Below are 13,331 nucleotides of genomic sequence, written 5' to 3'. Positions count from 1 at the left end.
TTGACAGACGGACGGGTCTCGATACGGCCGCAAGCGGCCTACTCGACCAGCGCAGAGGGGTGCTGGCGGCCTACTCGACCAGCGCACTCCGAACCCCGTCGCCTAGGCTCGTCGCGTGGATGCACTGCTCGCGTTCTGGGAGCGCGTGACCTCCCAGCAGCCCGCCCTCCCCGCCGCCGAGAGCTGGATCGCCATCGCGGTCGCGGCGGCAGTCGTGCTCTTTCCTCCGACCTGGCGCCTCTCGCGGCACGCCGTGACCATCGCGCACGAGGCCGGCCACGCGCTCGTCGCGACCCTGACCGGGCGAAAGCTGTCGGGCATCCGGCTGCATTCGGACACCTCGGGTGTGACCGTCAGTCGCGGCAGACCGCGCGGACCCGCGATGATCGCAACGCTGCTCGCCGGCTACACTGCTCCTGCAATTCTCGGGCTCGGTGCGTCGTGGATGCTCGGGGCCGGCTATGCGACCGGCATGCTGTGGGCGCTGCTGGCGGCCCTCGTGCTGGTGCTCGTTCAGGTGCGCAACTGGTTCGGCCTGTGGAGCGTTCTCGTCTCGGGCGCACTCGTCTTCGCCGCGACGTGGCTGCTCGACGAGCGCTGGCGCGCACTCGTCGCCACCGCGGTCGTGGCGTTCATGCTTCTGGGCGCGCTGCGGGCCACGATCGAACTGCAGCGGGTGCGACGCGGCGGCCGTGCCCGCAACTCGGATGCCGACCAGCTCGCGCGTCTCACCCATATACCGGGCATCGTCTGGGTCGGGGTGTTCCTGGTCGTCGCGTCGGGCTGCGCCGTGGTCGCCGGCGCCTTCCTCGGACTCACTCCCCTGCCGAGCATCGCGGGCTGAGCCTGTTCCAGGCCGCGGCGGCTACCGCCTGGCGAGCGCGATCTGCAGCAGCGCCTCGGTGAGCTCGAGGTGCCAGCGAGCCTGGCGCAGGTCTCTGCCCCAGGCGTAGATGCCGTGGTCTGCCACGATCAGGGCGGGCACATCGTTGCTGCCAGCGGCAGGCCGCACGTAGAGCGCCTCGAACGCGTCGCCGAGCACGGCCATGTCCTGTCCGTTGGCGATCACGGGAACCGTCACCGTCTCGCCGTGGGCGGAGTGCCCGATGCCCTTCAGCATCTCCAGGTCGCGCAGCACCACGCCCCCGGGCCAGTGATGCCCCGCCGCTACGGCCGCGAGCGCGTGCACGTGGATGACGGCTCCCGCACCCGTGAGCGCCGCGATGCGCGCGTGCAGTCCGGCCTCGGCCGACGGACGTTGCTCCGATCCGCCCTCGCCGATCACGCCGATGCCATCGGCGTCGACGACCACGATGTCGGCGGGTGTCAGCTCGCCCTTGTCGAGACCGGATGCCGTGACCGCCAGGCGAAGCGGGTCGCGCCCCAGCGTGACGGACAGGTTGCCGGCCGTTCCGGGCATCCAGGCGCGCGCGGCGAAGCGCGCACTCTCCGCCGCGAGCGAGGCGCCGACGCGGTCGAGAACCTCGGACGTCACGGGCCCGTCGTCGAAGATGCTCACGGCGCCGTGACCTCGACGTGCTCGAACGACGAGACCACGGGGGCGGTTCCGAAGTCGGCACCGAAGAACGGCTCGCCCTCGCGCGAGAACGCGACGACCTGCCATCCGGCGTTCTGGGCGGCGCGCACCTCGTCGGGGTTGTCGGTGAAGAAGACGAGCTCGCCCGGGTCGACCCCGAGGCGCGCGGCGATGGTGTCGTACGACGACGCCACCTTCTTGGGGCCGGCGTTCACCGTGTCGAAGTAGTCGATGATCAGGGGCGTGAGGTCGCCGTCGGGCGAGTGCCGGAACCACGGCACCTGCGAGGTGACCGAGCCCGACGAGAAGACCGCGATCTCGACGCCGTTCGCGTGCCAGGCGCGCAGGCGCGGAATCACGTCGTCGAAGAAGTGCGAGTTGATCTCGCCTCGGCGGAAGCCCTCGGCCCAGATCTGCCCCTGCAACGTCTTGAGGGGTGTGGCCTTCACGTCCTGCGCCATCCAGTCGTGCAGTACACCCACGACCTGCTCCGTGTCGGCGCCCGAGGGCAGCCCGGCGTCGGCGATGGCCTGCGCCCGCGCCTCGGCGACGGCAGCGTCGTTCGCGTGCGCGTCGAGCCAGCTCTGCAGGCGGGGGCGCGCGTAGTCGTAGAGGTCGCCCAGGATGAACCCGGCGGCACTCGTGGTGCCCTCGAGGTCGACCACGAGGGTGCGCGCGGTCAGCGAGAGGGATGCGGTGTCGGTCACGGTGTTGCTCCTGGGTTCTCGGGCGAGGTCGGGTCGTCGGTCAGGGTGAGGGCCGTGGCGGTTCCGGTCACGATCCAGTGCCGGGCCGCGTCGAAGACGGCGCGCTGGGCGGCGGGCGCGGCGTCGGATGGCAGGGTCTCGAGGTCGGCGGCGTGCGACCAGCCGGCGACCCGGCGCATGGCCTCGACGCCGGCGAAGCGCCAGGCATCCGAGCGCACGCTCTCGAGAAGATCGTCGTCGACGTCGACCGAGTCGTCGTCGTCCCAGACGTCGACGAAGGCCTGCCAGCTCGCCACGATCGCGTCTTCTCGAGCGGCGGCGAGACCCTCGTGTCCGGCGGCACGCGCGGCGATGGATGCGATGGCAAGGTTCGACCAGAACAGCCCGAGGTCGAGACCGATCGGCCCCACGAAGCTGAACTCGGGGTCGAAGACGGTGACCTTCTGGGTCTTCTCCGGAGTCGACCCGATCATCACGGATCCCGAGTGCAGGTCTCCGTGCAGCAAGGCCTGGGAGGCGTTCTCGAAGCGGTCGCGCACGAGCGCCACTCCGGCCTGCACCTCTGCGTCTTCGTAGAGCGCGGCGACGCGTTCGTCGAGCGACGGATGCCACCAATTGTGCTCGTGCGCACGGAACGGCTCGTCGAGCACCACCTCGGTGGTCAGCCGGCACAGCTCGGCGTTGGCGGAGTCGGCCACGAGCTCCGCATGGGCCGAGGCTCCAAGAACCTGGGCGCTCGTGGCGAGGCTGAGCTCGCCCACGAAGCGACCCACCACGTCGCCGACCGCGCCGTAGTCGATGTACGACACCGCCCGCCCGGCCGTCGCATCCTGCACCTGGCGCACCAGCTCGTCGCGCAGCACCTCGAGGGCCGACAGGTCCTCCATGACCATGACGAAGCGGTCGAGGTCGACGTGCACGATCGAGGGCACCGCATCCGGAACCAGTCGGCCCAGCAGCTCGTATGCTCTCGCCTCGGCGCCGATGCGCGCCGGGTCGATGGGCCACTCGGGGCCGGCAGCCTGAACGAACGGCGGCGCCTGCTTCACGGCGACGCTGCCGAGCGGACCCGCCGCGATGAACACGCGGTTCATGTTGCCAGCGGTCACCTCGCGCACAGTCACGTCGGCGGGTTCGTCGGCGAGAGCGCCGAGCAGGCCGACGAGGGAGAGATAGCCCACGACCTCGTCGCGATTCGTGAGCAGGGCGTAGTCGAAGGTCACGAGTTCTCTCCGGCGAAGTAGTCGGCGATGCTGCCGGGGGCGAAGTCGCCGCGGTCGGTCACGATGCGGGTGACGAAGCGCGGCGGCGTCACGTCGAAGGCCGGGTACCACGCGTCGGTGACGAGACCGGATGCGGTGCGCGTTCCGAGCGTCGACAGCACCTCGGCCGGGTCGCGGTCTTCGATCACGATGTCCGCGCTCGACGCGAGCGTCGCATCCGGGGTCTGCACCAGCGCGTAGAACGGAACGTCGAACGCGTTCGCGGCGATCGCCAGGCCCAGGGTTCCGACCTTGTTGGCGATGCTGCCGTCGAGGCTGACCCGGTCGGCCGCGGTGACGAGGGCGTCGATCGGGCCGAGCGAGGAGCCCGGGGCGAGGGCGGCCGCGCCCATTCCGTCGGTGATGAGGGTGACGTTCTGGCCGAGCTCGCGCAGGGTGTGCGCGGTGAGCCGGGCTCCTTGGAGGTAAGGGCGCGTCTCGGTGGCCACCCAGTCGTAGTGCCTGCCGGCCTCGTTCGCGGCGCCGACGAGCTCGATCAGGTAGGAGTCCATCCAGCAGTGGGTGAGGATTCTCGCCCCATCGGGCAGCAGCTCCACCGCATGCCGCGCGAGGCGACGACTGCGCTCGTGGTACTCGTCGAGGCCCTCGCGCACCGCGGCGATGGCACGCTCCACGAGTTCGGTCGTGCTGGTGGCCGGTTCGATCGCATGCAGCACGAGATCGACGGCCTCGCGGGGGTGTCCGTTGGTGGGCCGGGCCGTGGCGAGCGCGTGGCCTGCGGCGGCCATGGATGCGCGTGCCGCGTCGACCGTGAGGCCGCGGGCCTGCAGGGCAGCCAGCTCGAGGCCGGCGTACGCGGCGTAGAGGGGGCCGGAGCTCTGGGTGACCATCGCCCGGATCGCCTCGGCGACCTCGAGGGGGGTCTCAGCCCGCACCCACTCGGTGTGCTCGGGAAAGACACGGCGATCGAGGATGAGCACGGCGTGCGCGCCCGAGCGCTCGTCGCTGACGAGGCGCACGGAGTCGTCGAGCGTCGCGACCGGCTGCCTGGCCCCGGCGCGCCTCGGCTCATCGATGTGGGTCACACGCGCTCCTAGCCTCGGGGGAAAGCCCCCATCGAGGATACCGAGCTTTACCGAACGGGATTCCGCCCGATCGGCCCACCTTGTCAACTGAGGACATATTCGGTGGAACCCCTCATGAGAACGATCACATCAGCACCCAGGAGGAGTTTGTCCTCAGTCAGCCGCGCGCCCACCCCGCCCTACGATGGAACGACCCCCGCCCGAGCACCGATGGAGAGCAGCACATGCCCACGAGCAAGAAGCGATCGAGCGCGAAGAAGCGCACCGGGGTGTCCCGCTCCGTCGGCACCTCCCCCACCGCGATCTCGGCCCTGACCCTCGCGTTCGGCAGCTGGTACAAGGCGCATGCCGAGGGGCTCGACGACCACCCGACGCCCGAGGCCATGCTCGCCTCCTTCTCCCGCACCGCCTCGATCACCGCCGCCCTTCCCGGCAAGCGCACCCTCGCGCATCCGGTGCCCGACACCCTCGATGCCCTGCTCGACTGGTTCGACGAGGCCGACGACTCAGAACTCGACGACCCGATCTGGGACGGCGCCTCGGTCGTCGATGTGCTCGACCACCTGCTCGACTTCCTCATCGAGACCGAACGGTGGACGGGCACGACGGCCGAGCTCGAGGAGAGCTCCGAGATCGTGCACGAGCTCATGGGGGACGAGGGCGGAGCAGCGTCGGGCTTCTTCACACTTCTGGTCGAGAGCCTCGAGACCGTCGAGGCCGCCCCGGTCGATGCGCAGCTCGCATCCCTCGATCGCTGGGCGCCGATCTCTGCGATCGCCCCCTTCGTCGACTGGATCGGGGCCGAGAAGACGCTCACGGCGACCGGTGCGCTGCGCACGGCCGACATCCCCGTCGCGACCTCGATGCTAAGCCTGCCCGAGCATCGTCAGGTTCCCGGGGGCAGCATGTGGGACTCGCAGCCGCTCTCCGCCTGGTGGTACGCCCTCCACGAGACCCGCATCGTCACAACCGAGGGCACGGCCCTGCGGCCGGGGCCGGGGGTCGACGCCCTCGGCGCCGAGGGTGACGCGGGCCTCGACCTGCGCGTGGCCTTCATCCGCCACTACCTCACGTGGTGGCTCACCAGAGAACTGGATGCGGACACCGAGCTGGGATCGGAGGTCACGATCCGGGTCATCGGCCAGCTCTGCGTGGCCCTGTCGCCCGAGCTGCTGCCCGGAGCATCCGTCGACGCGCTCAACCTCGTGTTCGACGACGCCCGGCCCGACCACGACGACCCCGACGACGAAGGACTCTTCGGCGACGACGACGAGGAGCTCTCGGCCGAGGTGCACCGCCTGTCGAACGAGTACGCCTCCGAGCGCACGATCGCGGTGCTGGGCGAGCTCGCCGCCTCGGGTGCGCTGGCCGAGTCGCCCGTCGCGACCGGCGGCATCCGCTATGCCGTCGAGCCCGACCGGGCGCACGCCTTCGCCCGAGCCCTGCAGCAGGCCATCGGCGGCTTCGTCGACGACGAATGACCACCCCCGTTCCCTGAGCTTGTCGAAGGGGAGCTTGTCGAAGGGCGTTTCGACAGGCTCAACGAACGGGGCGTTTCGACGGGCTCAACGAACGGGGCGTTTCGACAGGCTCAACGAACGGGGCGGCTCACACGGCGAAGCGGTCGGTCGCCTCGATCAGCGCGTCGAGGATTCCGGGCTCGTCGAAGGCGTGGCCCGCATCCGGAATGAGGCGGAACTCCGCCTCGGGCAGGGCCCTGTGCAGGTCCCACGCGGTGATGGCCGGCGTGCACAGGTCGTAGCGGCCCTGCACGATCACGGTCGGAATCTGACGCAGCACACCGGCGCGGGCGATGAGCTGGCCGTCCTCCATCCAGCCCTCGTTCACGAAGTAGTGGTTCTCGATCCGCGCGAACGCCAGGGCGTAGGTCGGGTCGGCGAACGCCGCGACCAGCTCCGGTCGTGGCAGCAGGGTGATGGCGGATGCCTCCCATGTCGCCCACGCGACGGCCGCCGGCCCGTGAACGGCCGGGTCGGGGTCGTTGAGCAGCCGGTGGTAGGCCTGGATGAGCGCGCCCCGCTCATCGACGGGCACCGGCGCGAGGAAGCCGGGCCACAGATCGGGCAGCACCTCGTTCGCCCCCGCTCCCTCATAGAACCAGGCGAGCTCTGAGCGCCGCAGCGTGAAGATTCCGCGCAGCACCAGTTCGGTCACGCGCTCGGGATGCGTCTCGGCATACGCGAGCGCGAGGGTGCTGCCCCACGAGCCGCCGAACACCTGCCAGCGATCGACCCCGAGGTGCTCGCGCAGCCGTTCGAGGTCTGCCACGAGGTGCCACGTGGTGTTCGATGCGAGGTCGAAGGAGGCGTCGCTGGCGTGCGGCAGGCTGCGGCCGCAGCCGCGCTGGTCGAGTACGACGATGAGGTAGCGGCTGGGATCGAACAGGCGACGGTGGGCGGGGCTCGAGCCAGCACCCGGCCCTCCGTGCAGGAACACCACGGGCTTGCCGTCGGGGTTGCCGGAGCTCTCCCAGTAGATCGACTGCCCGTCGCCCACCTCGAGGAGGCCGGAGTCGAACGGATCGATGTCGGGGTAGAGGGTGCGCATGTCTTCGATTTTACGGAGCGCACCCGACCTCGATCACCGGTGCCTGTTGCCCGGCGCGACGGATGTTGCCGGTCGCCCGGGCACATTCGTCGCGCCAAGCAACAGACGCGGCCACCGCTACCGGCCCACGAGGCCCGTCTCGTAGGCGAGGATCACGGCCTGAACCCGGTCGCGCAGCTCGAGCTTCTGCAGGATGCGGCCCACGTGGGTCTTCACCGTCGACTCCGACAGCACGAAACGAGCGGCGATCTCCATGTTCGACAGACCCTCGCCGATCGCGGTGAGCACCTCGAGTTCGCGCTCGGTGAGCACGGCCAGCCGGGAGGCCGAGGCCGTCTGCGCGGCCCCGCCCGGCGCATCCGGAAGGCTGTCGCCGAACATCGTGAGCAGCTCTCGGGTGATGCGCGCCGACACGGCCGCGTCGCCGGAGGCGACTGCCCGGATCGCCGAGGTGAGCTCGGCGGGCCGCGCGTCCTTGAGCAGAAAACCGCTCGCACCCGCGCGCAGGCCTGCGAACGCGTATTCGTCGAGGTCGAAGGTGGTGAGGATGATGATGCGGCTCGCCGGCTGATCGCGCACGATCTCGCGCGTCGCCTCGATGCCGTCGAGCACGGGCATGCGCACATCCATGAGGATCACGTCGGGTCGCAGGCTGCGTGACTGCCGAATCGCGTCGCGGCCGTCGCCCGCCTCGCCCACCACCTCGAACCCCGGCTCCGACTCCAGCACCATGCGCATGCCGACGCGCAGCAGGGCCTGGTCGTCGACGAGCAGGATGCGCACGGTCGGGTGGTCGACGGGGGCGGCTGAATCGGGGGCGAAGGTCATAGGGCCGGGCTTTCTGGGTGGGGAGGCGAGGTGTTCGGCTGCGGCACGGCCGAGGGGATGCGCGCGTGCACTCGCCAGCCGCGTGGCTCGACCGGCCCGGCCTCGACCGTGCCTCCGTAGAGGGCGACGCGCTCGCGCATACCGATGAGCCCGCGGCCGGAACCGATCGATGCGGATGCCGCCGCGGCGCCGCCGCCAGAGCCACCGGGCGTCGGCGCGAGCCCGTCGTCACGGACGGTCACCTCGGTCAGGCCCGGAGTCGTGAAGTCGACGGTCACCTCGACTCGGGAGGGCGTGCGGGCGTAGCGCAGCGCGTTCGTCAGGGCCTCCTGCACGACCCGGAACACGGTGAGCTGGGCCACCGAGTCGTCGGGAACGGAGCCCGACACGGTCAGAGTGATCGGCAGCCCTGCGGCGCGGTACGAGTCGACGAGGGGACGCAGTTCGTCGAAGGTGGGCTGCGGCGCCAGCGGGATGGCGGCCGACGACTCGTCGGCGGGCTGGTCGCCCGAGGCCTCGGTGAGCACTCCGAGCACCCTGCGCATGTCGGTCAACGAGGTGCGACCGATCTCGGAGACGTGCGCCATCGCATCCATGGCCCTGCCGGGGTCGCTGGTGGCGGCCCGCGTCGCGCCGTCGGCGAGGGCGATCATCACGGTGAGGCTGTGGGCCACGATGTCGTGCATCTCGCGGGCGATGCGGGCGCGTTCGGATGCCGTGGCGAGCTGCGCCTGCGCGTCTCGCTCGCGGGCGAGCTGGGCCGCGCGGGCGAGGAGCGCATCCATGTAGCGTGCCCGGTTGCCCACGGTGATGCCGATGAGGGTGGCGATGACGAAGATCATGCCGTAGCCGAAGAAGGCGATGAGCAGCACGGCCACATCGAGCAGGCCCCCGGCGACGGCGCCGAGGGTGGCGGCGGCGGTTCCGATGATGGTCCAGAGCCACGCTGACCTCGCCGAGCGGTAGACCGCGAGCGCGTAGAGGGCGATGACCAGGGCGATGCCGCCGACCGACGAGCCGGTCGTTCCGGGGAAGACGGCGAGCAGCAGGGCGCTGGAGACGCCGGCCAGGATGCGGGGGACGAAGCGTCTGAAGAGGATGGCGGCGGTGGTGACGAGCGACAGCACGGCCGACAACGCGGTGATGGCGAGCGACGAGGCGTTCGCCGAGGCCACCACCGAGCCGATCGAGGCGTAGTAGAACAGCCCCATGAGCACCGCGTCGACGATCCACGGATTGCGCCGGAAGAACGTGCGGATGAAGCCGGGCGGCTTGGGTAGGCCGAGTCCCTGGGGGTCGTAGTCCTCGGCCCTGCGCGGCCTCATGACGCGCGACGATCCAGCCTGGGGCCGGGGCACCATGGCTGGATCGATCGACACGAGAGCTACGCGTCCCTTCGCTTCATCAGAACGGCTGCGGGTACAAGGGTGACCGCGACCCATCCGAGCATAACCAGCAGCGCCTGCCAGGGCTCGAAGGTCGAGCCCGTGTAGTAGAGGCTCTGGCCTGCCGTTCCCGGCAGCCAGCTCGCGACGACCCCGGCCCACTCGGCGGGGATCAGCTGGAAGATGGTGGGCACCACGAGCAGCAGTCCGAGGCTCGCGGCGATTCCGCCCGCGGTCGAGCGCAGTGCCGCGCCGATGCCGAGGGAGATCAGCCCGATGAAGACGAGGTAGCCCGCGGCGCCGAGGAACGACAACCAGAGGCCCGGCTCCAGCGGTGCCGCGTCGACGCCGTTGCCGGCGAGGATCGGCATGGTGACGAGATAGCTGACCACGATGGCGACGAGCGCGACCACGAAGGTGGCGACCGCGAACACCAGCGCTTTGGCGGCGAGCACGGGGAGCCGGTTGGGCACGGCCATGAATGACGAACGGATCTGACCCGTCGAGTACTCGCCGCTGATCACGAGCACGCCCAGCACCGCGATCACGAGCTGGCTGAACAGCACCCCGAGCGTCGAGATGCTCACGGCCGCCTGAGTCACCTGCTGGGTCGTCGGCTCGGTCGTCATCGGACTCGTGGTGAGCGCGAAGATCACCGCGATGCCCACCTGGATCAGGACGATGATCGAGAACGACCACCAGGTCGATCGCAGACTGCGCAGCTTGATCCATTCGCTGCGCAGGATGCCGGCGGGAGACAGGCCGCGACCGGTCACATCGAGATGGGTGGCTCTGGCCACTTCGGGTTGGGCAAGGGTGCTCATCGGACGACCTCCGGGGTGACGGACTGGGTGTGGTATTCGACTTCGTCTGCAGTGAGACGGAGGTAGGCCTCTTCGAGCGAGCCGGTGACGGTGGTCAGCTCGTGCAGCACAAGGCCGTTGGATGCGGCGATGCCGCCGATGGTCGCCGCCGAGACGCCGGCCACGTCGAGCGTCGACCCGCTCGCAGAGGTGACCTGCACATCCGGGGCGGCGAGCAGCCGGGCCAGCTCGGCGGCCTGGGGGCTGGAGACCCGCACGGACGTGACCGCGCCCTGGCCGACGATGTCGGCCACCGGGGCGTCTGCGATGACGCGGCCCCGGCCGAACACGATGATGTGGTCTGCGGTCATGGCCATCTCGCTCATGAGGTGGCTCGACAGCAGCACGGTGCGCCCCTCGGAGGCGAGGTGCTTGAGCAGCCCGCGCACCCAGAGCACGCCCTCGGGGTCGAGCCCGTTGATGGGCTCGTCGAGGATGAGCGTCTGCGGGTCGCCGAGGAGCGCCGCCGCGATGCCGAGGCGCTGCCCCATGCCGAGCGAGAACCCGCCCACTCGCTTTCCGGCCACGGCCTGCAGGCCGGTGAGGTCGATGACCTCGCGCACGCGGGCCGCTCCGATGCCGTGGGTGGCGCCGAGCGCGAGCAGGTGGTTGTAGGCCGAACGGCCCGAATGGATGGCCTTCGCGTCGAGCAGGGCTCCGACCTCGTGAAGAGGGGCGGAGTGCTCGGCGTAGAAGTGGCCATTCACGCGTACGCTGCCCGAGGTGGGCCGGTCGAGCCCCACGATCATGCGCATCGTGGTGGACTTGCCCGCGCCGTTCGGGCCGAGGAGGCCCGTGACCTTGCCCGGCCGCACCGTGAAGGTGGCGGCGTCCACCGCTGTTCGTTGGCCGTAGCGCTTGGTGAGGGACTGTGCTTCGATCATGTCGATCTCCTGTCGATTCACGTCTATGAAGTGGACGTGGAGGAGGCCGACCCTCCCCCACTTCTTCGAGGTTAGAAGTGGACGGAGTGTGGCGAATCGCCCGAGAGGACGGTCTTGATCGGAGCGTGTCGTACCGGGGTACTACCTCGGCCCCACGGCTTCTACGACACCCGCGCCATGAGCTCGAGCGTGTCGATCACACGATTCGAGAAGCCCCACTCGTTGTCGTACCAGGCGACCACCTTGATATGCCGGCCGTCGACGCGGGTGAGGGCGGAGTCGAAGATCGCCGACGCCGGCTGGTCGACGATGTCGCTCGAGACGAGCGGCTCCTCGGAGTAGTCGAGGATGCCCGCGAGCGTGCCCGATGCGGCGGCGCGGTAGGCGGCGAGGACCTCGTCGCGGGTGACATCGCGCGACACCGTCGTGTTGAGCTCCACGATCGAGCCGACAGGAACGGGCACCCGGATCGAATCACCGGAGAGCTTTCCCTCGAGGTTCGGCAGCACGAGCCCGATGGCCTTGGCCGCACCGGTCGTGGTGGGTGCGATGTTCACGCCTGCTGCCCGTGCGCGGCGCAGATCGCGGTGCGGACCGTCCTGCAGGTTCTGCTCCTGCGTGTAGGCGTGCACCGTCGTCATGAAGCCGTGCTCGATTCCGGCCAGGTCGTCCAGCACCGCGGCGAGCGGCGCGAGGGCATTGGTCGTGCACGAGGCGTTGGAGACGATCACGTGGCGCGCCGGATCGTAGGCACCGGTGTTCACGCCGAACGCGAGCGTCACGTCTGCGCCGTCCGAGGGCGCACTCACCAGCACGCGCTTCGCGCCGGCCGTGAGGTGCGCTCGGGCGGCGTCGGCGGAGGTGAACCGGCCCGTGGCCTCCAGAACGATGTCGACACCCAACTCGGCCCAGGGCAGGGCGGCGGGCTCGCGTTCGGCGATCACCCGGATGCGATGACCGTCGACGAGCAGGTCGGTCCCGTCCACCTCGACGGCGCGGTCGAAGCGACCGTGCGCGCTGTCGTACCTGAGCAGATGGGCGAGCGAGTCGGGGGCGGTGAGATCGTTGATGGCGACGACCTCGAGCGCGCTGTCTCGATCGAGCAGAGCGCGAAGGGTGTTGCGCCCGATACGGCCGAATCCGTTGATGGCAATGCGAGTCATGGAAGGTTCCTTTCGTTCCGTCTCCCATGTTCGGCGGACCTGCACGCCGTCACCAGTGGCTGGAACGACGTGACTCGAAAGGATCTCGCCACTCGCGTGATCCGACCTCAGGCCGAGAAGGTGTGACGGTATTCGGTCGGCGACGTGCCCAGGATGCGCCGGAAGTGCAGCCGCAGATTGGCACCGGTTCCCAGCCCCACCCGGGCGGCGATCTGCTCCACCCCGAGATCGGAGCTCTCGAGAAATTCCCGCGCGACGTCGACCCGCGCCCGCAGCATCCACTGCATCGGCGTGTAACCGGTGTCTTCGACGAAGCGACGCGAGAAGGTGCGGGCGGAGACCCGGGCATTGCGGGCGAGCATGTCGAGGGTGAGCGGATCCGCGAGGTGCGCCAACGCCCATTCGCGAGTGGTCGCGAAGAGGTCGCCGAGAGGCTCGGGCACGCTGCGCGGCACATACTGCGACTGTCCGCCGCTTCGGTACGGCGCCGCGACGAGGCGACGCGCAACGTGATTCGACAGCGCGACGCCGTGGTCACGGCGCACGAGGTGCAGGCACAGGTCGATTCCGGAGGCAGCACCGGCGGATGTGAGCACATCGCCCTCGTCGACGAAGAGCACATCTTCATCGAGACGCACGAGCGGATGCTTCTTCGCCAGCGCCAGGGTGTAGTGCCAGTGGGTTGTCGCCCGCTTGCCGTCGAGCAGGCCGGTCGCCGCAATGGCGAAAGCCCCGGTCGAGATCGCCGCGAGCCGCGCACCCCGCTCGTGGGCGGCCACCAACGCGTCGAGCACGTGGGACGGCGGATCGATCTGGGCGGGCATACGGTAGCCGGGCACGAAGATCGTGTCCGCCTGCGCGAGGGCCTCCAGCCCATCGGCCACGTGATACGAGAGACCGTCACCTCCTGTCACCAGGCCCGGAGCCGCTCCGCACACCCGCACGTCGTAGGGCATGCTCGGGCGGTTCGAGAAGACTTGCGCCGGTATGCCGACATCGAGAGGTTTCGCTCCCTCGAGCACGAGCACGGCGACGCGGTGATTGCTGGCCATGACCTCAGCCTGCCCGACATCGCGGTGCAGCGGGGA

13 protein-coding genes are annotated in these 13,331 nt (G+C 69.9%); 2 read left to right on the top strand and 11 right to left on the bottom strand.

Translation table 11 applies throughout. From position 1 onward, the window contains the following. Positions 1–115: 115 nt before the first annotated feature. The gene (locus QCD70_RS14870; RefSeq protein WP_301217631.1) at positions 116–844 is read left to right on the top strand and encodes a M50 family metallopeptidase; all 729 of its coding nucleotides are present in this window, start codon (positions 116–118) and stop codon (positions 842–844) included. Positions 845–865: 21 nt separating this feature from the next. Here the strand turns inward: QCD70_RS14870 and mtnB are convergent, their stop codons facing one another. From mtnB to QCD70_RS14850, 4 genes are read right to left on the bottom strand one after another with little or no spacing between them, the layout of a single operon-like run. Beyond that, complete coding sequence (gene mtnB, locus QCD70_RS14865) at positions 866–1,519, bottom strand: methylthioribulose 1-phosphate dehydratase (RefSeq protein WP_301217629.1); 654 nt, start codon at positions 1,517–1,519, stop codon at positions 866–868. After that, positions 1,516–2,244, bottom strand: a complete 729-nt coding sequence (gene mtnC, locus QCD70_RS14860) for an acireductone synthase (RefSeq protein ID WP_301217627.1) — start codon at positions 2,242–2,244, stop codon at positions 1,516–1,518. The genes mtnB and mtnC overlap by 4 nt, the downstream gene beginning before the upstream one ends. After that, complete coding sequence (locus QCD70_RS14855) at positions 2,241–3,467, bottom strand: phosphotransferase (protein ID WP_301217625.1); 1,227 nt, start codon at positions 3,465–3,467, stop codon at positions 2,241–2,243. Before QCD70_RS14855 ends, mtnC begins: the two co-directional genes overlap by 4 nt. Continuing rightward, on the bottom strand, positions 3,464–4,552 hold the full coding sequence (locus QCD70_RS14850) for a hypothetical protein (RefSeq protein ID WP_301217623.1): 1,089 nt from the start codon (positions 4,550–4,552) through the stop codon (positions 3,464–3,466). Before QCD70_RS14850 ends, QCD70_RS14855 begins: the two co-directional genes overlap by 4 nt. Before the next feature lie 224 nt (positions 4,553–4,776). Between QCD70_RS14850 and QCD70_RS14845 the strand changes: the two genes are divergently transcribed. Further along, entirely contained in the window at positions 4,777–6,033 is a 1,257-nt protein-coding gene (locus QCD70_RS14845) for a hypothetical protein (RefSeq protein ID WP_301217620.1), read from the top strand. Between the two features lie 127 nt (positions 6,034–6,160). Here the strand turns inward: QCD70_RS14845 and pip are convergent, their stop codons facing one another. From pip to QCD70_RS14810, 7 genes are all read right to left on the bottom strand, one after another. After that, positions 6,161–7,120, bottom strand: coding sequence for a prolyl aminopeptidase (pip, locus tag QCD70_RS14840; protein WP_301217619.1), 960 nt, complete (start codon positions 7,118–7,120; stop codon positions 6,161–6,163). Positions 7,121–7,237: 117 nt separating this feature from the next. Further along, on the bottom strand, positions 7,238–7,948 hold the full coding sequence (locus tag QCD70_RS14835) for a response regulator (RefSeq protein WP_301217618.1): 711 nt from the start codon (positions 7,946–7,948) through the stop codon (positions 7,238–7,240). Beyond that, positions 7,945–9,327 (bottom strand): histidine kinase, encoded by a 1,383-nt coding sequence (locus QCD70_RS14830; RefSeq protein ID WP_301217617.1) that lies wholly within the window; start codon positions 9,325–9,327, stop codon positions 7,945–7,947. Before QCD70_RS14830 ends, QCD70_RS14835 begins: the two co-directional genes overlap by 4 nt. 5 nt (positions 9,328–9,332) lie before the next feature. After that, complete coding sequence (locus tag QCD70_RS14825) at positions 9,333–10,157, bottom strand: ABC transporter permease subunit (protein WP_301217614.1); 825 nt, start codon at positions 10,155–10,157, stop codon at positions 9,333–9,335. Then, positions 10,154–11,080: an ABC transporter ATP-binding protein gene (locus QCD70_RS14820; RefSeq protein ID WP_301217612.1), complete on the bottom strand. Its 927-nt coding sequence runs from the start codon at positions 11,078–11,080 to the stop codon at positions 10,154–10,156. The genes QCD70_RS14825 and QCD70_RS14820 overlap by 4 nt, the downstream gene beginning before the upstream one ends. Before the next feature lie 161 nt (positions 11,081–11,241). Continuing rightward, the gene (gene gap / locus QCD70_RS14815; protein ID WP_301217610.1) at positions 11,242–12,243 is read right to left on the bottom strand and encodes a type I glyceraldehyde-3-phosphate dehydrogenase; all 1,002 of its coding nucleotides are present in this window, start codon (positions 12,241–12,243) and stop codon (positions 11,242–11,244) included. Positions 12,244–12,350: 107 nt separating this feature from the next. Then, positions 12,351–13,295: a GlxA family transcriptional regulator gene (locus QCD70_RS14810; protein ID WP_301217608.1), complete on the bottom strand. Its 945-nt coding sequence runs from the start codon at positions 13,293–13,295 to the stop codon at positions 12,351–12,353. Positions 13,296–13,331 lie beyond the last annotated feature (36 nt).

This window comes from Agreia sp. PsM10, assembly GCF_030433855.1.
GTDB lineage: Bacteria > Actinomycetota > Actinomycetes > Actinomycetales > Microbacteriaceae > Agreia.
The sequence above is the reverse complement of the archived record's forward strand: the minus strand, read 5'-3'. Positions and strand labels throughout refer to the sequence as shown.